Origin of the sequence: Streptacidiphilus alkalitolerans (genome assembly GCF_042511045.1) — a bacterium.
GTDB lineage: Bacteria > Actinomycetota > Actinomycetes > Streptomycetales > Streptomycetaceae > Streptacidiphilus > Streptacidiphilus alkalitolerans.
Genome location: NZ_JBHEZX010000002.1, coordinates 379,985 through 401,055 on the forward strand (window position 1 = coordinate 379,985; position 21,071 = coordinate 401,055).

The following is a 21,071-nucleotide window of genomic DNA, read 5'->3' on the forward strand; positions in this document are numbered from 1 at the left end:
ATCGACTGTAGCACTAACGGAGGTACCTCCGCTTTGACTGCCTCCGAACGCCCCCTGCGCGCGGACGCGCAACGCAACCGCGACCGCCTCGTCGCGGTGGCGACCGCCGCCTTCGCCGCCGACGACGTCACCGTCCCGCTGGAGGACATCGCCCGCCAGGCAGGCGTCGGCATCGGCACCCTCTACCGCCACTTCCCCACCCGCGAAGCCCTGGTCGAGGCCGTCTACGCGACCGAGCTGGACGAGATCACCAGGAGTGCCGCCGTCCTCCTGGAGCAGCTGCCGCCGGACGCGGCGCTGCGCGCCTGGATGAACCGCTACGCCCAGTTCGCCGAGCTGAAGCGCGGCCTGGTCGACACCCTGCGGGCAGGCTGGGCCGCCGGACGCATCGCCACGCCCGCCACCCGCGAGCGCATCACCGCCGCCATCGCCACGCTGCTCACCGCCGGGGCGAAGACCGGCGTCCTCCGCGAAGATGTCGACCCCGACGACATCACCGCCCTGCTGCTCGGGGTGTTCCTCTCGACCGCGACCAACAGCAGCAAGGACCAGACCGGACGCCTGCTCGACCTGGTGCTCGACTCACTGCGCAGCACCAGGTCCGAAGGCGGGTCCGAAAGCGGGTCCGAACTCAGCGGGCCAGCCAGGTCAGCCCCGCTGTCACCAGGAAGGTGACCACCGCCGCGAGCCAGACCACACCTGGTCGCGGCCCGGACGACCCGGTCCGGGCGGCCCACTCCCCTCCCCCGCCCGACAGCGCGTCCGCAAAGATCTGCGCGCTCTGCGGCCGGTCGTCGGGATCGAAGGACAGCGCCGCGCGAAGGAGCGCATCGATACCGTCCAGGGCCTCCGACTCCCCCTCCCCCGAGACCGTCGGCAGCGTGGACGCCGACGCCTCCGCCGGGGTGAGCGTCGCCCAACCGCCCGCACCGAACGGCTTGTGTCCGGTGAGCAGTTCGAACGCCACGACGCCGAGGGCGTACACATCGGCCCGGGCGTCGAACCCGCTGGTCTGGAAGGCCTGTTCGGGCGCCATGTAGGCGGGGGTGCCGGTGGTCACGGTCAGCCCCGACGCGTCGGCGAGCTGCTTGGCGCTGCCGAGGTCCGCGACCAGCACGGCGGCGGGCGTGCGGCCGGCGTCGAGCAGCAGGTTCGACGGCTTGACGTCGCGGTGGATCACGCCGGCGTCATGGAGCACCTGCACAGCGCACCCGGCCTCGGCCGCCAGCCGGAGTGCCTCCGCGGGCCCGCAGTGCCCGACCTGCTCGGCCAGCGTGCCGCCCCGGACGTAGTCCATGACGAAGTAGGGCCGCTCGTCCTGGACACCCACGTCGTGGACCCGCACCACGCGTGGGCTGGAGATCCGGCGGAGCAGCCTCGCCTCCGCCAGGAACCGCTCCCGCACGTCGGCGTTCGACGCCCAGTTGTCGGCCAGCACCTTGACCGCGACGTCCGTGTCGAGCTCGGGATCGTACGCTTTCCAGACGGTGGCGAACGAGCCTGCCCCCAGCCTGTCCTCGAGGAGGTACCGACCTAGCTTCTGCATGTGAAAGCATTCTGCCTGAAGCAGCGAGAGCGGGGGAACAGCAGGATGATCGACGAGGACGAGCTGGCACAGCTCGTTGAGTCCGCCCAATCCGGCGACCGGGAATCCCTGGAGCGCCTGCTCGCCAGGCTCCGCCCCACGGTGATGCGCCGCTGCGCCAGGTTCCTCCCGCACCACGCCGACGCCGAAGAGGCCGCGCAGGACGCCCTGCTGTCCATCAGCACACATCTGCACGAGTACAGCGGGCGGGGCTCCTTCCTCGGGTGGGTGACCGTGATCGCCTCGAACGCCGCCAGGTCCACCTACCGCTCGATGCGCCGCCGTGCGCAGGACAGCTACGCGGTCGTCCCCGAGGGTGTCGACCCCCGGACGACCAGCGTGATCGCGGGGACCCGGCTGGACCTGATGGAGTCGCTGGCCGCGCTGGAGCAGCGGCATCCGGCCCTGGTGACCTCCTTCGTCCTGCGCGACCTCGGGGACCTGACCTACGTTCAGATCGCTGAGATCACCGACGCTCCCCTGGGCACCGTCAAGGACCGTATCCACCAAGCTCGCCGCTTCATGCGGGAGCGCCTCAGCGGCGGCTGAGGCGCAGCCGTGCGAACCCGGAGCATCATCGTCATCCTGTCCATGGCCGTCGGACTTGGCCTGCTGACCGGCCGCTTCGTCCTGCCCGCCCGCTCTGCCGCGGCTGCGCCTCCGCCGTCGGCGACGTCAGCGGCCACATCTCCCGCCGTGTCTCCCGCCGCCGGCCCCATGACGGTCCAACACCTGTTGACAGCAGCCGAGTTCAGGGACGTCGGGATCACCCGGCACATCTACGTGCAGGACCGGGTCGGTGACGGCAGGTACAGCAACCCGGCCTGCACAGGGGAGAAGACCCTGCTCCAGACCCTGGGTGGGCCGCGCGCGTACTTCCGCGGCTTGATGACCTCCAAGGGCACCGACGCCGACGACCCCACCCTGGCGGTGAACGCCGCGGACCAGGTCGCTCGCGAGGTAGCCGCCGACGCCGACAGCCCGGCAGCCGCCCAGAACTTCGCCGAGCGCCTCCTGCTGGAGGAGGTGCCGTGCCAGACCGAACCGGCCACCCACTGGGTCTACGGGCCGACGCACACCATCAACGTCGCCCCGGGCATCACCGCGAGCTGGATGGGTTCCTACACCGGCGACCAGAACACCACGGGGACCGCGCCGGCGGGCAAGGAGCCGTGCGGGGGCATCGCCATCCTCCGGAACGGCTCCCACTACGGGATCCTGGAGATCGACGCCTGCCTGGGCACGGCCGCGATGACCCGGATCGTCCGTGCGGCTGTTACACAACTCTGACAGAACATTCTGGATCGGCATCCAACTTCTCCCCCGGTCCATCCATCTCCCCTGATGTACGGAGACGCGAACCGCGTCGTGAACAACCAGGGGGATCACATGGGGGATCAGATGTTCAACAACCAGGCAGCCGACGCAGCGGGCGCAGCGGGCGCAACCGGCTCAACCGGCAAGGCGCGCTCGCGTCGCGGTCGCGTCGCCGGCGCGGCGGTCGCCGTCGGCGCCCTGATCGCGGTGGGGATCGCCACGCATGCCGAGGCCGCGAGCACGCCCGGCTCGGCCGGTACGGCTGGTACGCCCGTCGCCGTCACCAGCTCGCCGAACCGGCCGGCCACGGCGCCCGTCGCCCACCTCGCCGAGCCCGGCCTCGGCTCCGGCAACCTGCTCCAGAGCGAGGCCTTCTTCCAGCAGGGCCTGTCCGCGGTCGGCGCGACCGTGGACCTGACCGGCAAGCAGGCCCTCTCGGCCTGCTCCGGCGAGGAGACGATGCGCACGCTGACCAAGGGGAAGGCCGCCGCCTATGCCGACGTGACCTGGACCTTCGACACCGCCGACTCCCTGCTGACCGAGTCGGTCGCAGACGGCTCCACCAGCACCGCGGCGGCCTCGTACGAGAAGCAGCTCAACGCGCTGGTGCGCGACTGCCAGGACGAGCCGGACGGTCACTGGTACTACGGCAAGGCCCACCCGATCACCCTCCCGACCGGCGAGGGCCATTGGTACCCGAGCTTCAACGGCAACGGCGAGGTCGCCGGCGGCGTCGCGGTGATCCGCAGCGGCCACCGCGTCGGCATCGTCGAACTCACCGGCCAGCCCACCAACGACCCCACCTACATCGAAGGCATCACCGCCACCGCCCTCAACCAACTGGCCGACTGACCCCGGGGCGGCCCGGCCGGCAACGCTGCGGCGGAACCGGCCGGCCCGCCGCAGGGTCGCCGACCTGGCATGATCGGGGGTATGGCTGAACGTATCATCGCCGCGTGTGACGGGGCGTCGAAGGGCAATCCCGGGCCTGCGGGCTGGGGCTGGGTCGTGGCGGACGAGAGCGGGCAACCGGATCGCTGGGAGGGCGGACCGCTCGGCACCTCGACCAACAACATCGCGGAACTCACCGCGTTGCAGCGGCTGTTGGAGTCCACGGACAGCGACGTGCCGCTCGAGGTCCGAATGGACTCCCAGTACGCGATGAAGGCCGTCACCACCTGGCTGCCGGGGTGGAAGCGCAATGGGTGGAAGACCTCGGCCGGAAAGCCGGTGGCGAACCAGGCCCTGGTCGCCCGGATCGACGAGCTGCTGAGCGGCCGGGCGGTCGAGTTCGTCTATGTCCCGGCCCACCAGGTCGACGGGGACCGGCTGAACGCCTTCGCGGACCGGGCGGCCAGCCAGGCCGCGACCACCCAGCAGCCCGCCGGCACCGCGCTGGGCTCACCCTCCCCGGCCGCCGGAGCGGAGGACGTGGTCCAGCGGGCGCCCCGCGGCGACGGCCGGGCGAAGGCCGCCGGCCAGGGACCCCGCAAGGCGGCGGGAGGCTCCGGCGGATCGGGCGGATCCGCCGGCTCCGGCCGAACGGCAGGCCCGGGCGGCGGCCTCGCCGCGAAGTTCCCCGGGACCTGCCGCTGCGGCCGTCCCTACGAGCGGGGCGAGCGCATCGCCAAGAACTCCGACGGCTGGGGCCACCTGGAGTGCGCGGCCGGCTGAATCGGATCTGAGTACGCGTACTCAGGCGGAAGCGCTGCTCCTCGGGCATGATCACCGCATGACCCGTGCCGGTGGACGTGCCCGAACCCGTCCGCCCGGTGCCCGGAGCCGCCGGGCCGGTCCCGTCGCACTCGCGCTGCTCGCGCTGCTCGTCGTCGCGGCCGGCACAGTCGGACTGGCCGGGTGCGCCAGCCGCGCCACGGGCACGGCCGGGACGGCCGGCACCCCGGGCACCGTGGTGGTGCTGACCCCGAGCCCCACGGCCGCCCGGTCCGCTGCCCGGTCGGCCACGCCGTCGCCCACGTCCTCGCCCACCCCGTCGCCCGTCCTGTGCCCGGGAGAGACCCCGGCACGGACCAGCGCAACGGCCTCAGCACGGCCGGATCCGGCCTACGGGGACGGCGGGCCGCCGGACTGGGCCGACAACAACGCCTTCCGGAACCCGTTCCCACTGTCCGGCGCGCTGCGCTGCGAGGGCCTGGCGGACTCCAAGCGGATCCAGGCCGCGCTGGACGTCCTGCGGGTCGGACACCACGTCGGCCTCGACGCGGTGCGCGAGCGCCTGGTGGCGCTGGGTTATCCCGCCGACAAGGTCACGGTGCTGCCCAACGGCGAGGTGAGCGTGGACTTCACCGTCGACCTCTCCCCCCGGATGTGCCTCGAAGGCTCGGTGGACCCGTCCGCCACCAAGGCCGAGGCCTTCGGCGGCTACCCCGACAGCACCAACTGCCAGCCCCACCCCAGCGGCCACTGACCGCGCCCGGACGGCTCCTGACCCCGGGAGCAGCCGCCGCAGTCGTAGGCTTCCTTCTATGCGTACCCGTCCCATGGTCGACCGGCCCCTCGGGTCCCCCACCGTCGCGCCCGCTGCCGCCGTTCCGCCCGCCGAGGGCTTGGCCCGGATCCGCGACCTGCTCGCACGGGGCGGAGTGGCGGTGCTGAGCGGGGCGGGGCTGTCCACCGAGTCCGGCATCCCCGACTACCGCGGGGCGACCGGCAGCCTGCGCCGCCACACACCGATGACGTACCAGGAATTCGTGGCCGACGAGACGGGACGCCGCCGCTACTGGGCGCGCAGCCATGTCGGCTGGCGCACCATCGCCCGGGCACAGCCGAACTCCGGCCACCGCGCGGTCCAGGCCCTGCGCGCCTCCGGCCGCGTCGGCGCGGTGATCACCCAGAACGTGGACGGCCTGCACCACGCCGCCGGCACCACCGACGCAGTCGAGCTGCACGGCGGCCTGGACCGGGTGATCTGCCTGGACTGCGGGACGCTGTCCCCCCGCGAGGAACTGGACCAGCGGCTGCACGCGGCCAACGGCCGACTGGAGGCCGCCGGAGCCCAGGTCAACCCCGACGGCGACGTGGAACTGGCACCGGAACTGGTCGACGCCTTCCAGGTGGTCCCCTGCCTGGCCTGCGGCGGAGTACTCAAACCGGACGTGGTCTTCTTCGGCGAGAACGTGCCGCGCGCCCGGGTCGACCACTGCTACGACCTGGTCGACACGGCCAACGCGCTGCTGGTGCTGGGTTCCTCACTGACCGTCATGTCCGGACTGCGCTTCGTCCGCCGCGCCGCCAAGGCCGGCCTACCGGTCGCCATCGTGAACCACGGCCCCACCCGCGGCGACGAGCACGCGGCCGTCCGGGTCGACCTGCCCCTCGGCGAGGCACTGACCACGCTGGCCCAGGACTTGGGCCCGGGCCCAGGCCCTACACTTCCCGACTGACGCAGCGCCAACGACAGGGAGGGCCCATGTCGACCGACCCCGAACCCCCGGCCGAACCTGCGGCCGAACCCGCCATCCGGCGCGTCCTGGAGCAGGCGCTCCCTACCGTGCGGATCCTGACGCTGCGTCATCTCGCCGCCGGCTACAGCAGCAGGCACTGGATCGCCGATACCGACGAGGGCCGACTGCTGGTCAAGGTGCCCCAACGCGACCGCGACCCGGCGCACTTGGGGCGGCTGATGACGAACACCCGCGTGGCTGCCGAGCACGGCATCCCGGTCGTGCGGTACCGGTGCCTGGTGCCGCATGCTCCGGCCGTGGACGGGCCCGTGCTCATCCAGGAGTTCGAGGAGGGCGACACCGCGGCGGACCTGTGGGAATCCCTGGACGAGGGCCAACGGCTGATCCTGTGCCAGGACCTCGGCAGCATCGTCGGACAGCTGCACGGCATCACCGCGCCCTGGTTCGGCGAGGTCGCGGAGAACGCCACCGCGTCCAGCCCGCGGGAGTCGCTGCGGGAGTCGGTCGAGGCGGAGGTGGACGCGCTCCTCCGCCAGGGACACGCCGACCTGCTCGGCGGCAGCGCCGCCGTTCGCACCGCGACGGCGAGGGCACTGTCGCAACTGGACGACTCCGCGAGTCTCCCGGCGCTGACCCACGGTGACCTCTGGCTGCCCAACTTCCTGGTGCGTGAGGGACGGATCACCTGCGTCCTGGACTTCGAGCACGCCACGTACCAGGACCGCTTCCGCGACTTCGGCAAACTCGACGAACACATCTTCGATGCGTTCCCCGCAGGCCGTCCCGCCTTCCTCGCCGCCTACGCTGCCGCATGCCCGCTGCCGGACGACTGGGAGCAACGCGTCGACCTCGCGCACATGCTGCACGCCCTGACCATGCACGTGTACTTCCTGCGCTGGTCACCCCAGTGGGCTCCGGAATACGCCCAGCAGGTCAAAACCTGGATCGTCGAACACTCGTAGCACGTTCGCGGCGTCACAGGCTCAGCAGCAGGTCTCGGACTGTGGCGGGCTGGGACAGGAAGGGGTGGTGGCCGGCGTCGAGTTCGACGACGTTGTCAGCCCGGCGGGCGAACTCGCGCTGCAGCCGTGGCGGGGTGCCCCGGTCCCGGGCGCAGACGAGGTACGTCGAGGGCACCTGCTGCCACGCGGCTGCCCCGACCGGCTGCCCGGTCACCTGCACGCTCTGCCGGGCGAGGTGGTCCGCCGCCTGCGCCTGGACCTCCGGGTCGCAGTCCTGCAGGAACGTGTCCACGAGCAGCTCGGGGCGGACCCCGAAGGTGCCCGTGCCGGGGTCGACATCGAGGAAGGGGGCGGGGGCGGAGCTGCCGTCCCCGAACTCCGACAGGCTCTGCCCGACCTCGGGCAGGTAGCTGGAGACCAGCAGCAGGTGGCGCACCGACCCGATTCCCGCGGCGGCCTCCGCGGTGACGATGCCGCCGTAGCTGTGTGCGACCACGACGGTGGGCTCGTCGCCGCCGGCCAGCAACACCTGCCGCACCGCGGCAACGTCCTCGGGCAGCCCAGGACCGCCGACGCCGCCGGGTCGGCCCGCCTCGCCGCAGCTCGGTAGCGCCGGGGCCGCGCTCGGCACCCCCCGCTCCCGCAGCAGCTCGGCGGTACGGTGCCACCACCACGACCCGTCCCGCACACACGCCCCGTGCACGAATACCACTCTCATCGCGACCTCCACGTCAGCCCTTCCAGTGCTCCTCCTGTCGACGATAGACGTAGTGGTTGTTACGTGAAAAAGTAGAGCCATGGGCAGACGACCGCAGCCGCAGATCAGGGAGCGGCTGCTCGACGCCTGCGCCGATCACGCCCTCGCGCACGGCCTCCCCGACCGGCTCGAACCGCTGGCCACCGCCACCGGCGCCTCCGCCCGCATGCTGATCTATCACTTCGGCACCCGCGACAACCTGCTGCGGGCCGTCCTCGGGCACGCGCGGCAACGTCAGCTCGACTCCTTCGGCGGCCTCCTCCGGGTGCGGCCCGACGAGCCGTACCCGGACACCCTGAGCCGCGCGTGGACCTCCATCACCGGCCCGGAGGGCCAGCCGTACCTGCGCGTGTTCGGTCAGCTGCGGGAGAGCGCGGAGCAGCGGTTGTGGCCCGACTTCCGGCGCACCGCGACGACCGACTGGCTCGGGCCGCTCGAGGACGGCCTGCGCAGCATCGGTCGACCGGAGCTCGCGACACTGGTCCTCGCGGTCATCCGTGGTCTGCTGATGGACCTCGACGCCACCGGCGACACCGCCCGCACCGGCCGGGCCTTCGGCGATTTCGTCGCCTTCCTCGCCTCCCTCGGTACATCTGATGATCCGTCAGAGAGCGTGCGTCTTAGCCCTCGCAGCCGCCGTACCATGAGCCATGACTCCTGACGAGATGCTGTCGGCCGCGATCGCCGTCGCCGAGGAGGGGCTCGCCGCCGGGGAGCTGCCGATCGGCGCGGTGGTGGTCCTGGGCGACGAGGTCGTCGGCCGGGCCTTCACCGAGGACCTGGGGCGGAAGCGGCGGCTGGTCCACGCCGATCTGCTGGCGATGATCGAGGCCGACGAGCGGCTCGGGTGGGGTCGGCGCGTCCAGCCGCTGCGGCTGGCGGTGAACCTGGAGCCCTGCGTGATGTGCCTGGGCGCGGCGATGGCGCTGGGGGTGACCGAGGTCTACTTCGGGTTGGAGTCACCTGCGGACGGCGCGGCCGGGATCGCGGCGGCCTGGCAGCCGACCAGCGCGGACCTGCCGGGATACGCGCCCCCGGTCATGGTGGGCGGCCTCCGACGGGAGGAGTGCCGGGAGCAGTTCAGCCGCTACTGCCGTACCGCGCCGGACTCCGGCTTCCGCCGCTGGGCGCAGACGCTCGCCGATCTGCCCGACTGATCCCGAGCGCCCGCACAGCCGCCGCGGCGGAGTGCCAAACAGCCCTGCGAGGCCGTTACGGTCGGGACATGCCGGGCAAGATCACCGGAGCGGATCGGGAGGCTCAACGGCAGCGCAGCGCCTGCGGCAGGCCCGCCCTCGCGAATCCGCGTGGTGTTCCACTCGGCCCCGCGTATGCACGTCCCCGCCGATCGGCTCGCCCCCTTCGACGCGCGAATCGCTTGGCTCAGCAAGTCCGGTCCGCTGTGGTGGCTCTCCGTCGAGGACGCCGCCGGCCCCGACCCCAGGCCGACACCCGCCCGCCCCGCCCCGGCGCTGCGCCTGCGCACGCGCGACGGGCAGGAGCGCACGCTCGTGGCCGGCTACTGACTCCGTCGCGCTGGCGTGCACGGCACGCCCCGTGGCAGGCTCCGCCCATGAGTCCCCGGACCGACGGCGTGTCCGATGCCTCCTGGCTCGGCACACCCATCGACGCGCGCCCCCTGTTCGCACCGGAGGCGGCTGCTCTCCAGCGCCTGCTGCGCGGGCTGTCGGCCGCCGAGTGGAACAGTCCGACCGTCCCGGGGTGGAGTGTGAAGGACCTCGCCGCGCACCTCCTCGGTGATCTCCATGGCCGCCTCGGCTGGAGCACAGCGGGGTTTCGGCCTGCGTTCGCGCCCGGGGAGAGCCTCGAAGCATTCATCCACCGGGTCAATCAGGAATGGGTCGACCTCCGCGCAGCTGACAGTCCAGCAGAGCTCATGGACGCCCTGGAGGTGGCAGCTGCCCGGCTCAACCGCCGCTGGGAGTCCGTCGACCTCAGTGCGGCGGGGCTGGGGGTGTCCTGGGCCGGGGCCGACCCGGCACCCGTCTGGCTGGACATCGCACGGGAGTTCACCGAGTACTGGACCCACCGTCAGCAGCTCCGCCATGCGATCGGCCTCAGCACGGATCCGGAGCCGCGGGCCTTTTCCACGGTCCTGGACACCTTCATGCGGGCCCTCCCCCACACGATGCGCAGCACCACCGCAGCCGTCGGCACGCAGGTGCAGATGACCGTCCGCGGCCCGGCCGGCGGCACCTGGACCGTGACGGCCACAGCCGCCGGCTGGTCACTGGCCGAGCCACCCGGCGCACGGCCGACCGCTGCGGTGACCCTGGACCCCGAAACCGCCTGGCGCCTGTGCACCCGCGGCCTGGACCCCAGGGCGGCCCTGACCTGCGCAGACCTTCAGGGGGAACACCGGCTCGCCGAAGCCGCCTGTCAGATCGTCTCCATCGTCCGCTGACGGCCACGCCGTAGCGCTGCACGTTGCAGCCCGAGGAGCCTGCACCGAGTCACTTGTCGCGCACCCGGTACTTCGTTCCGGCCCACTCACGGAGCTGCGCGGTGAACGCCTCCTGCTGGTCAGGCTCCACCGCGCTCTTCGGGATGATGCGCGTACCGGAGGGGACCAGGAGGAACACCCACACCTCAGGCCGCTCCATGACATACCGGACGGACGCCTAGGCGATCTCCGGCGCGGCATCCGCCTTGCTCACCCGCAGGCCCGCGTCGGAGAGCTCGATCTCCGTCGGACCGGCCTGCCGCGCATTGACGGTTTCCGTCATCGGGCGACGAACTCGTGTCCCCCCGGGCCGTCCGGTGCGACTGGCACTACAGTCGCCCTGATAGATCGTCATCAGGAGGGCCCATGGCGTACGTCGTCGACTTCGTGAATGTGTCCACCGTCGGCCTGGAATCGTCCCCGGTCGCGGAGGCTCTCGCCGGACTGCGCGCCAACGAGGCGCGTTATCACAAGAACAAGTACGATCACGCTTTCACCGTCAGCCCCGCGAGCGAAGCACCCGAGGCGCTCGACTGGGTGACCCGCATCCTCGCCGACGAGCGCGACATCGTCATCGCCTCCCGCCCGCTCGAGGTGACGTCCTTCGAGGTCGACGGCATTCGGATGGCCTATGTGTTCTACGAGTCCGGCCTGTCCATCAATGTGATGTACAGCATCGCGGACGACGCGAAGCGCGCAGTCGGATTCAAGCTCTCCGAGGGCATGGACGTTCCCGAGGAATTGGCATCGCGCTTCAAGTTCGCGCGTCAGAAGTCAAAGCTGGCGGGCGTGATCCGCGGCTCCTACTTCGTGATCAAGGGCGAATACTGAGCCCGAGGGACGGACGGAGCGGCGCAGTGAACCACCGTCCGTCCGGACCGTCCCCCGAAGGGCCCGAGCAGCAGGCGCTCTTCGGCTGGGAGGACACGCTGCCCGCCGCCCCGCCGAGCGGCGGCGGCTTCCGGGACGGTCCGCAGGCCAGGCGGATGCTGGACGTGCGGGAGGTGTACGCCGAACCCGCCGCGCTGGCCTCCCCGCGCGGCCGGCAGATCCTGGCCAGGCTGCCGGGGGTCCCGGTGGTCGAGGTGCCCAGCCACTGGCGCATCCCGTCCCTGCACGGCAATGACGGCAACATCGCGCGCTGGACCCGGGTCAAGACCGAGACCCTGGTCCTTGGCGTCCGACAGACCCTCAGCACCCGCCCCAACGGCAGGTCGGCCGACTGGATCGCGCCCGGAGCCTCCAACGGCTGCGCCATGGCCTGCGCCTACTGCTACGTCCCACGCCGCAAGGGTTACGCCAACCCGATCACCCTGTTCACCAATATCGAGGCGATCGTCGCCCACCTCCGCCGGCACGTACAGGCGCAGGGGCCCAAACGGGAGCCCAACCAGTGCGACGCACACTCCTGGGTGTATGACATCGGCGAGAACGGCGACTGCTCCGTCGACGCCCTGATCTGCGACAACACGGCCGACCTCATCGCCGCGTTCCGCGGACTGCCCACCGCCAAGGCCTCGTTCGCCACCAAGTTCGTCAACCCCGACCTGCTCGCCCTGGACCCGCAGGGCCGCACCCGGGTGCGCTTCTCGCTCATGCCACCGAGCGACTCCCGTCTGCTGGACATCCGCACCAGCCCGGTCGCGGACCGCATCGCCGCGGCGGCCGACTTCCTCGACGCGGGCTACGAGGTGCACTTCAACCTCTCCCCGGTGGTGCTGCGCCCCGGCTGGCAGCGGGACTGGGGCGACCTGCTCGCCCATCTGGACGACGTCCTCCCGGCCCGGGTGAAGGAGCAGGCAGCCGCCGAGATCATCATGCTGACCCACAATCAGCAGCTCCACGAGGTCAACCTCGGCTGGCACCCCCGGGCCGAGGACATCCTGTGGCAACCGGCCGCCCAGGAGGCCAAACGCTCGGAGAACGGCGCCCTCAACGTCCGCTACGCCCGCGAGGTCAAACACAACGCCCTGGCCCGCCTACGAGAGCTGATCGCGACCCACGCACCATGGCTACGCATCCGCTACGCGTTCTGAGCTTGAGCCCTGCGGCCCTGCGGCCCTGCGGTCTCTGGAGCCGAGCTTCCGGACGAATGAATTCATTCGATACGCATGCGAGGACATGGCACCATGACCGCGTGATGACGAACCGAAAGGCCCATGCCGCGTAGACGGCCAGGACACATCCGAGCCGCCCAGCCCCGTCCCCGGACCAGGGAGGCAAGGCCGGTGATCGACGGTGTCTCCGCGCGGACGCTGTCCGAGATCGCCCGTCTTGAGCGCACTCGGAACTATCTGCACCCGGGGGCCGTCGCCGACGCGATCCGCCTGTGGAAGAGCTACGTCCACCGCCCCGCGCGCGAGTTGTGGCACGACTACGAGTGGGGCAACGTGCACTGGTACTGCTGCGGCGACCCCTTGGAAGGCCGCCTCCTCCTTGACACGGTGATGCAGGCCATGTCCCCGCAAGGCGCCCGGGAACTCCGACGGATCGTCAGCAGAATAGACGCCGTATGGAACCTGCCCTCGCCTCCCTACGTCGGCGACCGAGGCTGAAGCACGAGCCGAGCCAGTGCGACACCGGCTCCGTACCTGTTTCCGACCTCGCTTGGTCATGGCGCTAGCCTGTCCGCGTGACGCTCGACGACGATCGACAGTTCCCTGCTGCACTTGCTGCCGCGATGGCGGCCCCGTTCGACTACGACGACGGCGACGGCGTTGACTTCGAACCCTTCGACGGATTCCTGTCCGCCGAGGAGACAACCAGCTGGTTTCGGGCCTGGACCGGCAACGTGACACTGAGTGGCGACGGTTTCCGTATCTTCGGTCAGGATGGCACTGGCGGATACGCCGCCTTCTGGCTGGTCCGTCAGGACCGGGCGCTCGTCGAACAGCCGGTGGTCTTCCTCGGCTCCGAGGGCGAGACGGGCGTGATCGCGCGGGACCTGGGCGACTTCTTGTGGCTGCTGGCGGACGGGCTCGGCCCGTATGAGGCCGCTGATCCGCGCGAGCGGGACCGCGACTCACGCCCCAACCAGGTGTTCGCGGCGATCGCCGAGGGGTTCGCGCCAGGCCGGCGCCGGTCCGCCGGTGCCGTGATTCACGCAGCTGCCCAGGACTTCCCTGGATTCGACGACTTCATCATGGACCTCTGCGAGGGACTCGAACTCTCGCAGCAAGCAGCCGATCTGGATAGTGATCATCCAGCACCCCCGGCGCAGCCGGTGTACGAAAGCGGACAGCAGCCTCTGCCCTTCCCGATCTGACATGCCGCGTCACCATCAGAACCGTGCCCTGGTTGGGGAGGGCGACATCAGGGATGTCGGACCGTGCTGGTAGCAATGCACCATGGATGCTGATCACGCTCGCGCCGCGGAGCTCGATGCCCTCCGCGGCGCGTTCACCACTGGCTGCGCTCCCGCCCTCGGCTGGGATGCTGTGCGGGTCTTCGAGGCCGAGCACGGGATCGTCCTTCCGGAGCCCTATCGCACCTTCGTTGCCGAGATCTGCGACGGTTCCACCCAGGGCCCGCCAGAGTGGGGGCTGCTGCCGCTAGCTTCTCTGCCGGATGGCTGGCGCGGCGGCGGCACTGGGCGTGACCTGGTCAAGCCCTTCCCCCTGGCATCCAGGTGGATCTGGACGGACCATCCGCGGCCGGTCGAGGAGATTCAAGCTGAGATCGACGCAGTGTCAGATCATGGTTCAGTCATTCTTGGCGACGAGGGTTGCGGGATGTACTGGCATCTGGTCGTGGCCGGCCCGAGCCGCGGACACATCTGGCTCGTCTTCGAGGACGGAGCCGTGCCGTTCGGTGCCGAGTTCGACTACGAGCCTGGCGAGGCCGCTTTCCCGCACGGTGATTCCGGGTTCGCCGGCTGGGTCAAGCACTGGGCTGCCGGCAACTCCTGGTTCGATGACGACGACGAGTGAACGGCTTGCTGCCCAAGTTCTGCGCGTCATGGGAAGATGGAGCCCACATCAGTGAATCGGCGTTGGTCTTGGTGGCGATCGCCACGGTGACCGCCATGACGATCAGTGCTGCACGAGCCGTTCGTAGTCACGGGCGTGTCGGCGGGCGTGCATGACCCAGGCGTGACTGCGCTCGACGACCCAGCGGCGCCCTTCAGCAACGAGTAGGTCACGCCGATGTCCTCGGCCAGCCGGAACAACGAGTCCTTCACGGTGAACAGGTCGTCGCTCCGCTCCTGGCCGCCCGCCTCGCGCATCGGCTCGACCTCCAGCGCGTAGCCGCCGATCGTGAACTGCGCGCGACTGGTCGTCTCGATCAGCTTCCGCAGCTTGGCCACGATCTCCGCATAGCACGTGGAGCTGACACTGCCCACCTTGTCGGCCAGCTCGATCTCCCCGGGCATGGTTCAGCACCAACCAGCGGGCCGGGTACGGCCCTTGGCCGTGACGGGAGACAGCCCGCTTCCAAGCAGCAGCGCCGGACCGCCTATCGGCTGATCACAACAATTGCCGTCTAAACCACCGGAGTTGGCCGAGCTCGATCGGGCGTGCCGTTCGCGGTGGGGTCACTGTGACCGTTCGCCGAACGATTCCTTACAGGGCGTCAGGCCACGACGCCGACCTCAGCCGACCGCCACAGCCCCTGCACTTCCGCTCTCCAGCCCGCCCGGCGCCCTCAGACATCCAGCCAGGCCGAGCCTCCACGCTACCCAAAGCAGGGGTTCAGACACAGGTGCTCAACGTCCGGCCCGAGTAGATCCGTTGGCGCCGAGGGCCTTCGAACGAAATGGCCTAGCCGTTCTCCCGGCCCGGCAGGGCGACACCCTCCAGGAAGGCGTGGTAGGTCTCGACGGCGTCCGGCTCGACTTCAGCGTTGGAGGGGCCGTAGCGGGTGTCGGTGCGGTCCCGCTTCGGCCCGGAGACCCAGAACTTCTCGTCGGTCTGCACGTCGTAGAAGTTCGCATCGGACATCCCCGCTGCCCGGCGCAGTGTCCGGCCGTGAAAGTACGCGGTGCTCCAGGTCTTCGAGAAGTCCACCCACCCGATCCACGAGGGTCCACGGTCCGTGTTGTAACCGGTCTTCAACTGCACGAACATCAGGCGTCGAGGCATACGCTCAGGATCCAGCACAGATCGCGCCCGGGGCCAGCCATTTTTGTGGGCGCCTACGCGCCTACTCCGCCACCGCAGACCAAGCTGACGGTGCGTCGGTCGGCACACCACAGGTTTGGACTCCGGCGGTGGCAGGGCTGACACTGGGCCATGGGCTCGCGTCGGATGTCACTCATCGCCACCGCGTTGTTGTTGCTGTTGCCGCTCTGCTCCGGGTGCGGGGCCCAGACCCGTTCGCCCGCGCCGTCCCCTGCCGGGGCCACGGCCTCAGCCGATGCCGTGGAGGAGTGCGCGGACTCGGTGGCCTACTGGGTGCGCTACCTGCTCACACCCGGCAGTGACACTGGCCTGGACTACCAGGAGATGGGGCTTTCCAGCGGCGAGAACGACATCGTCCGCGCGCTGCTCCCCGCCACGGCGGCGACGGCGAAACGTCAGGGTCTGTCCCTGGCGCAGGCTGACGCGCTGACGCAGGCCCGTCCGCGCTGCCGCGCCTATCTCCTCGCACTGGGGCCCTCGCCGAGCGCTGCCGGCGGCTGGCCGCAGTAGTGGGCCTGTGAGCCGTCAACTGAATCGTTCAATCATGGGTCGCGCCAGGCGCGCTCGCCTCGCCGCGTCGCGCAGCACCGCCAGGGGCCTGATGCTCTGTCGGACCAGACAACTGACTGCTGCACGAGCATTGACGCTCGCCAATCCCCTCCCCTAGTGTCCAGGGCGACTCGATTGAAACAATTCAACCCACCATCGGGCAGGGGTGGCCGAGGGCGCGCCGGACAGGGCGGCCCGGCCGCGGACCCGCTCGGCCGTCGACGTCACTCTCCGAGGGAGCTCCGATGAACGACCGCGTGTACCCGCCGACAACCGATGGTGCGGACCCTGCCGGGGCCACGTCCGGAGCCACGCCCAAAAGCGCACCCGGAGCCGACGCCCAAGACCAGACCCGCCGCGGTTTCCCCCTCTCCCGTCGGCGGGTGCTCCAACTCGCGGCGGCGGCTGCGGCCGTGGGCGGCACCGCCAGCTTCTGGCAGCCCGCGTACGCCGCGGAGCCGGCCGGCCACGAGGCCTTCTCGGCCGCCAGGTTCGCCCGGCCGGCCGGGGACAGCATGCCGCTGATCCTCTGGTTCTGGAACGGCACCGTGACCACGGAGCTGGTGGACGCGTCGCTGGCGGACATGCGTGCCAAGGGCGTGACCGAGGTGCTCGTCTTCCCGTTCGACACCACCGCCCTGCAACCGGCCTTCTTCACCGAGGCGTGGTTCGCCATCGTCGAGCACACGCTGCGCCAGGCCGAGCTGCACGGTATGCACGTGTGGCTGTTCAACGACGACTTCTTCCCCAGCGGCCGGGCCGGCGGCTTCGTGGTGAACGGCGGCAAGGTCGGCGACCGCAGCTACCGGCCGCGCCCCGACCTGCGGACCAAGGGCGTCACCCGCAGCAGCACGCAGGTCGCCGGTGGCGCGTCGGTCCCGCTGGCCGGGCGGGCGTTGAGCGTGGCCGACGGGCGGCTGGTCGTGGACGCCGCCGCGTACGACGGTGTCCGCGTCCTGAAGGGCGGCACCGGCTGGACGGACTACACCGTCAACGCCACCGTCCGCATCGGCTCCGGCACCGCGGGCCTGATGGTGCGCTGCTCGGACCCGAAGAACGGCTACCTGGCGGACCTGCGGGCCGACGGCGGGATCGACCTCTGGCGCCAGGTGGACGGCGGCTTCGCCCTGCTGCGCCAAGGGGCCGGCGTCGCCGGTTTCGACCCGGCCGACGACCACGCGCTCCAAGTCACCGTCCAGGGGCAGCAGATCACACCGTCCCTGGACGGCACCGCCCTCCCGCCGGTCTCCGACCCGACCTTCGGCGCCGGGACGGTCGGGGTACGGGCCACCGCGACCCAGTCCTCGTCCTGGGACAGCCTGACCGTGACCGGGGCGGACGGCGGGCAGTTGTTCGCCGACACCTTCGACGACGCCTCGTCCGTGGACGACTTCGTGACACCCGACGACCTCGGTGTGGCCTTCGCCGCCTCGGCCCGGCCGGTCGGAGCCACCGGCGAGGTGGTCCCGACCATGATCGACCTCACCGACACCGTGCGCGGTGGCGGGACCTGGAAGGCGCCGGACGGGCAGTGGCAGGTGGACGTCTTCACCTGGCGGCTGCTGGCCGACTCCGGCGGCAGCCGGCGCAACTACCTCGATCTGCTGGACGACGAGGCGGTCAGCCTGTTCATGGACATCGTCCCGGGCGAGTACGTCCGCCGGTTCCCGTGGGCCGTCGGCAAGGTGCTGCTCGGGTTCGCCGACGACGAGCCGTTCGTGGCGTCCGCGGACGCCGAGTGGGCGACCGTGCCCTGGTCGCCGAGTCTGGCCGACGAGGTCGACCGCCTGAGCGGGAGCACGGGGGTGAGCGGGAAGGCAGGGCTCGGCATCGTGCTGTCCTCGGTCCACGACGACCTCGGCGCGCAGGGGCGCAGCCTGCGCGGGCTCTTCTGGCGCGCGGTCTCCAACCGCTTCTCCTCGGGCTACTACAAGGGCGTCGGCACCTGGATGGGCCGGCACGGGCTCCAGCTGATCTCCAACCCGCTGTGGGACGAGTACGGTCCCGCGGAGCAGGTCATGAGCACCGGAAACCTCAACACCGCCCACCAGTGGGCCCAGGTGCCCGGCACCGACCTGATCACCGACCAGTACCAGGTCGGCTACTACCGGACCCTGCCGCGCTGGCCGGCCAGCGCGGCCCACCAGACCGGGCGCGACCGCGTGTACCTGGAGGCCATGGGCGCCACCGGGTGGCAGGTCACCCCGGCGTTCACCCGTGAGGTGATCGGGGCGTTCGTCGTCCGGGGCATCAACAAGGTGCTGCTGCACGCGCGTTTCTCCGACTCGAACAACATCGTGTTCGCGCCGCCGTTCCAGCCGGTCAACCCGTGGTGGGACCTGTCCTCGCCGCTCAACGAGTGGATCGGACGCCTGGTGGAGGCGGCCCGGGCCACCCCGAGGGCCCGCACCGCACTGCTGCAGCCGCAGCGTGCCGCGGAGGCGTTCCAGGGCTACCCGCAGCAGTCCGCGATCGACGACGCGTTCATCGGCGCGGTGCACGCCCTGGAGGACCAGCAGATCGACTTCGACTTCGTGGACGAGGGCGCGCTCACCGGCGACCCCGCGCTGATCGAGCACGGACGGCCGCGCGGCGGTGAGTTGGTCGTCGGACGGCAGCAGTACGGCATCCTGGTACTGCCGCAGGCGCCCATGCTCTCGCTCGGTGCCGCGTCCATGCTCCTCTCCTTCGTGGACGGCGGCGGGACGCTGGTGGCGGTGGGCGACCTGCCGGTCCAGGAAGCCGCGGGCCAGGACCGGGAGTTGGCGGCTGCGCTGGCCAAGCTCTTCTCCGGAGCACGCGCCTCCCGCGCCCACCGGGCGACGGACGTGACGTCGGCCGCGGCACTGGTCGTTGCGGCGGGCGGTGCGGCGGTCGTGCTGTCGCCGCCGACGCCGGAACTGCGCGTGCTGCGGTTGGAGCGCGGCAACGAGCAGTCGTTCCTGCTCAACAACGAGCACGCCCAGGCGGTCGAGGTCACCGCGACGTTTCCCGCGCTGGGAGCGCCGCAGTTGTGCGACCCCGACACCGGGAGGACGGTCGCGGCCGGCGTTTGGCACCCGGCGCCGTTCCCCGGCCGGTCCGGCCGGTCCGCTGGAGGCACGGCGGGCACGTCGGGCATAGCGGGCACGGCGGTGTCGCTGCGGCTGGAGGCGAAGGCGGCGCTGCTGGTCGTCTTCCGCGCCACCGGCCAAGACGGTCCGGCCCATGCGATCGAGTCCACCGCGCCGGTGGAGTCGGTGACGGTCAAGGGGAACTCCGCCACCGCGACCGTGCGGGTGTCGCTCCCCGGGACGGTGCGGGTGGTCGCGCGGAGCGGCAGCCGCCGGTTCGCGGGCAGCACCGCCGTCACCGACACGCTGGCCGCCGTTCCGCTCGACGGCGACTGGAGCTTCCGCTTCGACGCGGCAGGAACGCAGTTGGCCGACCGCCCGCTCGGATCCTGGACCGACCTGAACCCCACCTACTCCGGCTCCGCCTTCTACGAGCGACGCTTCACCCTCGACGCCGCAACCCTCTCCGGCCGGGTCTGGACCCTGGACCTGGGTGAGGTGCACGATGTCGCCCAGGTCGTCGTCAACGGTGTGCAAATGCCGCCCCGGCTCTGGGCGCCGTACCGGATCGACGTCACCGAGGCGCTGCGCAGGGGCGACAACGTGGTGCGGGTGCGCGTCACCAACACCGGTGCCAACGCGCACGGCGACCCGATAGCGTCCGGGCTGCTCGGCCCGGTCCAGTTGCTTCCGGAGCGCTTGGAGCAGGTCCGGCTGTCCGCCCAACCACACTGACCGGCCAAGGATGCTGACAGACCGTCAGCCTGACCTCAGCGCCGACTCCACCGCAGTGTCGGAGAGGTGGCGCAGCACAGTCCTGTCCTGCGCCACCGGCGCCGTCGCGCTGCCCAGCAGTCGCAGGGCCGCCTCCGAGGGTGAGCCGGGTTCGGCGGTGTAGGCGATCAGGCGTTGGCCCGAGGCGCCGGGGATGACGAGATTCTCAAAGCTGAGCTCCATCGCACCGACCAGCGGATGACGCAGCTGCTTCACCCCGGAGGTGCAGGTGCGCACCGGGTGCCGGGCCCAGAGGGCGGCGAACTCGTCGCAGCTCATGGTGAGTCGGCCGACCAGCTCGGCCAGCGCGCGGTCCTCCCGGTGCCGGCCGGCGTCCAGGTGCAGTGCGGCCACCGCGAGTTCGGCCTGTTCGTGCCAATGCGTGTACAGCGCCCGGTACTGCTCGTCGAGGAACAGCATCCAGGTCAGATTGGGGCGGGCGGCGGGGGTGTCGGGGGCGGCGAGTGCCAGGTGTCCGGCAAGCAGCGCATGGCCCAGTCGGTTCCAAGCCAGAACGTCGTTGCGCCGGTCCAGGACCAGGGCCGGTACCTCGGCCATGGCCGCCAGCAGCTGCCGCGTCGAGGCACTGGCCTGCGCCACCCGGGCCTGTCCGGGGCGGGGCGGCACGGGACCGGGACGCGCGAGGTCCTTCAGGTGGGCCGTCTCGTCGTCGGTCAGCCGCAGGGTGCGCGCGATTGCCTCCAGCAGGCCGTCGGAGGCGGTGCTGGCTCGACCCTGTTCGAGACGGGTGTAGTGGGTGATGCTGACGTTGGCCAGCGTCGCCAGCTCCTCGCGGCGCAGCCCGGTGACCCGGCGGCGGGTCGGATGCGGGGTGATGCCCACGTCCTCGGGACGCAGCGCCGCGCGGCGCGACCTGAGGAAGTCTCCCAGCTCGGACGGGGCGCTCATACAAGCCTCCGGGTCGGCGGACTGCGACAGGCGGTGGCCCGCCTCTGACGCTCCCCATCATGCCCGCCGGCCCCGGGGGCCGGGAGCCGTGAGAGTGGTGCTGCGATGACTACTCTCGCGCCGGATGCGCAGCGCAGGGTTCTGGCTGGGAATCCG

General features: G+C 71.1%; 23 protein-coding genes and 2 pseudogenes. 19 read left to right on the top strand and 6 right to left on the bottom strand.

All coding sequences use genetic code 11. The features are described 5' to 3' along the window. The first annotated feature begins 33 nt into the window (after positions 1 to 33). Positions 34 to 675: a TetR/AcrR family transcriptional regulator gene (locus tag ACEZDG_RS05465; RefSeq protein WP_380503098.1), complete on the top strand. Its 642-nt coding sequence runs from the start codon at positions 34 to 36 to the stop codon at positions 673 to 675. Here ACEZDG_RS05465 and ACEZDG_RS05470 read toward each other — a convergent pair. Further along, positions 632 to 1,546 (bottom strand): serine/threonine-protein kinase, encoded by a 915-nt coding sequence (locus ACEZDG_RS05470; RefSeq protein WP_380503101.1) that lies wholly within the window; start codon positions 1,544 to 1,546, stop codon positions 632 to 634. The two genes, ACEZDG_RS05465 and ACEZDG_RS05470, sit on opposite strands and share 44 nt — an antisense overlap. A gap of 45 nt (positions 1,547 to 1,591) precedes the next feature. Here ACEZDG_RS05470 and ACEZDG_RS05475 point away from each other — a divergent pair, with 45 nt between their 5' ends. The 7 genes from ACEZDG_RS05475 to ACEZDG_RS05505 all read left to right on the top strand — a co-directional run bounded on the left by ACEZDG_RS05475 (position 1,592) and on the right by ACEZDG_RS05505 (position 7,289). Continuing rightward, complete coding sequence (locus ACEZDG_RS05475) at positions 1,592 to 2,134, top strand: RNA polymerase sigma factor (protein ID WP_380503104.1); 543 nt, start codon at positions 1,592 to 1,594, stop codon at positions 2,132 to 2,134. Between the two features lie 186 nt (positions 2,135 to 2,320). Further along, positions 2,321 to 2,875: a hypothetical protein gene (locus ACEZDG_RS05480; RefSeq protein WP_380503107.1), complete on the top strand. Its 555-nt coding sequence runs from the start codon at positions 2,321 to 2,323 to the stop codon at positions 2,873 to 2,875. Positions 2,876 to 2,974: 99 nt separating this feature from the next. Beyond that, on the top strand, positions 2,975 to 3,754 hold the full coding sequence (locus ACEZDG_RS05485) for a hypothetical protein (protein ID WP_380503110.1): 780 nt from the start codon (positions 2,975 to 2,977) through the stop codon (positions 3,752 to 3,754). 69 nt (positions 3,755 to 3,823) lie between these two features. Then, on the top strand, positions 3,824 to 4,576 hold the full coding sequence (locus ACEZDG_RS05490; protein WP_380503113.1) for a ribonuclease H family protein: 753 nt from the start codon (positions 3,824 to 3,826) through the stop codon (positions 4,574 to 4,576). Between the two features lie 58 nt (positions 4,577 to 4,634). After that, entirely contained in the window at positions 4,635 to 5,330 is a 696-nt protein-coding gene (locus tag ACEZDG_RS05495) for a hypothetical protein (protein ID WP_380503116.1), read from the top strand. Positions 5,331 to 5,388: 58 nt separating this feature from the next. Further along, the gene (locus tag ACEZDG_RS05500) at positions 5,389 to 6,306 is read left to right on the top strand and encodes an NAD-dependent protein deacetylase (protein ID WP_380503119.1); all 918 of its coding nucleotides are present in this window, start codon (positions 5,389 to 5,391) and stop codon (positions 6,304 to 6,306) included. A 26-nt stretch (positions 6,307 to 6,332) separates the two neighbouring features. Further along, on the top strand, positions 6,333 to 7,289 hold the full coding sequence (locus ACEZDG_RS05505; protein WP_380503122.1) for a phosphotransferase family protein: 957 nt from the start codon (positions 6,333 to 6,335) through the stop codon (positions 7,287 to 7,289). Positions 7,290 to 7,302: 13 nt separating this feature from the next. Here the strand turns inward: ACEZDG_RS05505 and ACEZDG_RS05510 are convergent, their stop codons facing one another. Continuing rightward, complete coding sequence (locus ACEZDG_RS05510) at positions 7,303 to 8,007, bottom strand: alpha/beta fold hydrolase (RefSeq protein WP_380503124.1); 705 nt, start codon at positions 8,005 to 8,007, stop codon at positions 7,303 to 7,305. 79 nt (positions 8,008 to 8,086) lie between these two features. On the opposite strand from ACEZDG_RS05510, the gene ACEZDG_RS05515 reads away from it, so the two are divergent. The 4 genes from ACEZDG_RS05515 (at position 8,087) to ACEZDG_RS05530 (ending at position 10,471) form a co-directional block, all read left to right on the top strand. After that, the gene (locus ACEZDG_RS05515) at positions 8,087 to 8,707 is read left to right on the top strand and encodes a TetR/AcrR family transcriptional regulator (protein ID WP_380503126.1); all 621 of its coding nucleotides are present in this window, start codon (positions 8,087 to 8,089) and stop codon (positions 8,705 to 8,707) included. Further along, positions 8,697 to 9,203 carry a nucleoside deaminase gene (locus ACEZDG_RS05520; RefSeq protein ID WP_380503129.1) on the top strand — a complete coding sequence of 169 codons (507 nt, stop codon included), beginning with the start codon at positions 8,697 to 8,699 and terminating at the stop codon, positions 9,201 to 9,203. The genes ACEZDG_RS05515 and ACEZDG_RS05520 overlap by 11 nt, the downstream gene beginning before the upstream one ends. Before the next feature lie 93 nt (positions 9,204 to 9,296). Continuing rightward, complete coding sequence (locus tag ACEZDG_RS05525; RefSeq protein WP_380503840.1) at positions 9,297 to 9,572, top strand: DUF2332 family protein; 276 nt, start codon at positions 9,297 to 9,299, stop codon at positions 9,570 to 9,572. A gap of 47 nt (positions 9,573 to 9,619) precedes the next feature. Continuing rightward, positions 9,620 to 10,471 (top strand): maleylpyruvate isomerase family mycothiol-dependent enzyme, encoded by an 852-nt coding sequence (locus ACEZDG_RS05530; RefSeq protein WP_380503132.1) that lies wholly within the window; start codon positions 9,620 to 9,622, stop codon positions 10,469 to 10,471. A gap of 49 nt (positions 10,472 to 10,520) precedes the next feature. Here the strand turns inward: ACEZDG_RS05530 and ACEZDG_RS05535 are convergent, their stop codons facing one another. Beyond that, positions 10,521 to 10,655, bottom strand: coding sequence for a hypothetical protein (locus ACEZDG_RS05535; RefSeq protein WP_380503135.1), 135 nt, complete (start codon positions 10,653 to 10,655; stop codon positions 10,521 to 10,523). Between the two features lie 221 nt (positions 10,656 to 10,876). Here ACEZDG_RS05535 and ACEZDG_RS05540 point away from each other — a divergent pair, with 221 nt between their 5' ends. The 5 genes and pseudogenes from ACEZDG_RS05540 (at position 10,877) to ACEZDG_RS05560 (ending at position 14,439) form a co-directional block, all read left to right on the top strand. Beyond that, complete coding sequence (locus ACEZDG_RS05540) at positions 10,877 to 11,341, top strand: phage tail protein (RefSeq protein WP_380503138.1); 465 nt, start codon at positions 10,877 to 10,879, stop codon at positions 11,339 to 11,341. A gap of 26 nt (positions 11,342 to 11,367) precedes the next feature. Next, on the top strand, positions 11,368 to 12,546 hold the full coding sequence (locus ACEZDG_RS05545) for a spore photoproduct lyase family protein (RefSeq protein WP_380503140.1): 1,179 nt from the start codon (positions 11,368 to 11,370) through the stop codon (positions 12,544 to 12,546). Positions 12,547 to 12,738: 192 nt separating this feature from the next. Then, positions 12,739 to 13,065 carry a hypothetical protein gene (locus ACEZDG_RS05550; protein WP_380503143.1) on the top strand — a complete coding sequence of 109 codons (327 nt, stop codon included), beginning with the start codon at positions 12,739 to 12,741 and terminating at the stop codon, positions 13,063 to 13,065. A gap of 77 nt (positions 13,066 to 13,142) precedes the next feature. After that, a pseudogene (locus ACEZDG_RS05555) lies at positions 13,143 to 13,667 on the top strand (SMI1/KNR4 family protein); the annotation flags it as partial. A 190-nt stretch (positions 13,668 to 13,857) separates the two neighbouring features. Then, a complete protein-coding gene (locus ACEZDG_RS05560) occupies positions 13,858 to 14,439 on the top strand; it encodes an SMI1/KNR4 family protein (protein ID WP_380503146.1) in 582 nt (193 codons plus the stop codon). Positions 14,440 to 14,544: 105 nt separating this feature from the next. Here ACEZDG_RS05560 and ACEZDG_RS05565 read toward each other — a convergent pair. Both ACEZDG_RS05565 and ACEZDG_RS05570 read right to left on the bottom strand, forming a co-directional pair. Further along, a pseudogene (locus ACEZDG_RS05565) lies at positions 14,545 to 14,628 on the bottom strand (IS5/IS1182 family transposase); the annotation flags it as partial. 642 nt (positions 14,629 to 15,270) lie between these two features. Next, entirely contained in the window at positions 15,271 to 15,591 is a 321-nt protein-coding gene (locus tag ACEZDG_RS05570; protein WP_380503149.1) for a hypothetical protein, read from the bottom strand. A 279-nt stretch (positions 15,592 to 15,870) separates the two neighbouring features. On the opposite strand from ACEZDG_RS05570, the gene ACEZDG_RS05575 reads away from it, so the two are divergent. Both ACEZDG_RS05575 and ACEZDG_RS05580 read left to right on the top strand, forming a co-directional pair. Next, positions 15,871 to 16,140 carry a hypothetical protein gene (locus tag ACEZDG_RS05575; protein WP_380503152.1) on the top strand — a complete coding sequence of 90 codons (270 nt, stop codon included), beginning with the start codon at positions 15,871 to 15,873 and terminating at the stop codon, positions 16,138 to 16,140. Between the two features lie 422 nt (positions 16,141 to 16,562). Continuing rightward, the gene (locus ACEZDG_RS05580) at positions 16,563 to 19,967 is read left to right on the top strand and encodes a glycosyl hydrolase (RefSeq protein WP_380503155.1); all 3,405 of its coding nucleotides are present in this window, start codon (positions 16,563 to 16,565) and stop codon (positions 19,965 to 19,967) included. Positions 19,968 to 19,991: 24 nt separating this feature from the next. Here the strand turns inward: ACEZDG_RS05580 and ACEZDG_RS05585 are convergent, their stop codons facing one another. Continuing rightward, the gene (locus tag ACEZDG_RS05585) at positions 19,992 to 20,915 is read right to left on the bottom strand and encodes a helix-turn-helix transcriptional regulator (protein ID WP_380503158.1); all 924 of its coding nucleotides are present in this window, start codon (positions 20,913 to 20,915) and stop codon (positions 19,992 to 19,994) included. Between the last annotated feature and the right edge of the window lie 156 nt (positions 20,916 to 21,071).

What these genes read in the sequence shown, in the direction of transcription:
- ACEZDG_RS05500 (WP_380503119.1), top strand. Translation starts at nt 5,389, where the DNA reads ATGCGTACCCGTCCCATGGTCGACCGGCCCCTCGGGTCCCCCACCGTC.
- ACEZDG_RS05585 (WP_380503158.1), bottom strand. Translation starts at nt 20,915, where the DNA reads ATGAGCGCCCCGTCCGAGCTGGGAGACTTCCTCAGGTCGCGCCGCGCG.
- ACEZDG_RS05570 (WP_380503149.1), bottom strand. Translation starts at nt 15,591, where the DNA reads ATGCCTCGACGCCTGATGTTCGTGCAGTTGAAGACCGGTTACAACACG.
- ACEZDG_RS05505 (WP_380503122.1), top strand. Translation starts at nt 6,333, where the DNA reads ATGTCGACCGACCCCGAACCCCCGGCCGAACCTGCGGCCGAACCCGCC.
- ACEZDG_RS05490 (WP_380503113.1), top strand. Translation starts at nt 3,824, where the DNA reads ATGATCGGGGGTATGGCTGAACGTATCATCGCCGCGTGTGACGGGGCG.
- ACEZDG_RS05470 (WP_380503101.1), bottom strand. Translation starts at nt 1,546, where the DNA reads ATGCAGAAGCTAGGTCGGTACCTCCTCGAGGACAGGCTGGGGGCAGGC.
- ACEZDG_RS05485 (WP_380503110.1), top strand. Translation starts at nt 2,975, where the DNA reads ATGGGGGATCAGATGTTCAACAACCAGGCAGCCGACGCAGCGGGCGCA.
- ACEZDG_RS05560 (WP_380503146.1), top strand. Translation starts at nt 13,858, where the DNA reads ATGGATGCTGATCACGCTCGCGCCGCGGAGCTCGATGCCCTCCGCGGC.
- ACEZDG_RS05475 (WP_380503104.1), top strand. Translation starts at nt 1,592, where the DNA reads ATGATCGACGAGGACGAGCTGGCACAGCTCGTTGAGTCCGCCCAATCC.
- ACEZDG_RS05495 (WP_380503116.1), top strand. Translation starts at nt 4,635, where the DNA reads ATGACCCGTGCCGGTGGACGTGCCCGAACCCGTCCGCCCGGTGCCCGG.
- ACEZDG_RS05510 (WP_380503124.1), bottom strand. Translation starts at nt 8,007, where the DNA reads ATGAGAGTGGTATTCGTGCACGGGGCGTGTGTGCGGGACGGGTCGTGG.
- ACEZDG_RS05540 (WP_380503138.1), top strand. Translation starts at nt 10,877, where the DNA reads ATGGCGTACGTCGTCGACTTCGTGAATGTGTCCACCGTCGGCCTGGAA.
- ACEZDG_RS05520 (WP_380503129.1), top strand. Translation starts at nt 8,697, where the DNA reads ATGACTCCTGACGAGATGCTGTCGGCCGCGATCGCCGTCGCCGAGGAG.
- ACEZDG_RS05530 (WP_380503132.1), top strand. Translation starts at nt 9,620, where the DNA reads ATGAGTCCCCGGACCGACGGCGTGTCCGATGCCTCCTGGCTCGGCACA.
- ACEZDG_RS05515 (WP_380503126.1), top strand. Translation starts at nt 8,087, where the DNA reads ATGGGCAGACGACCGCAGCCGCAGATCAGGGAGCGGCTGCTCGACGCC.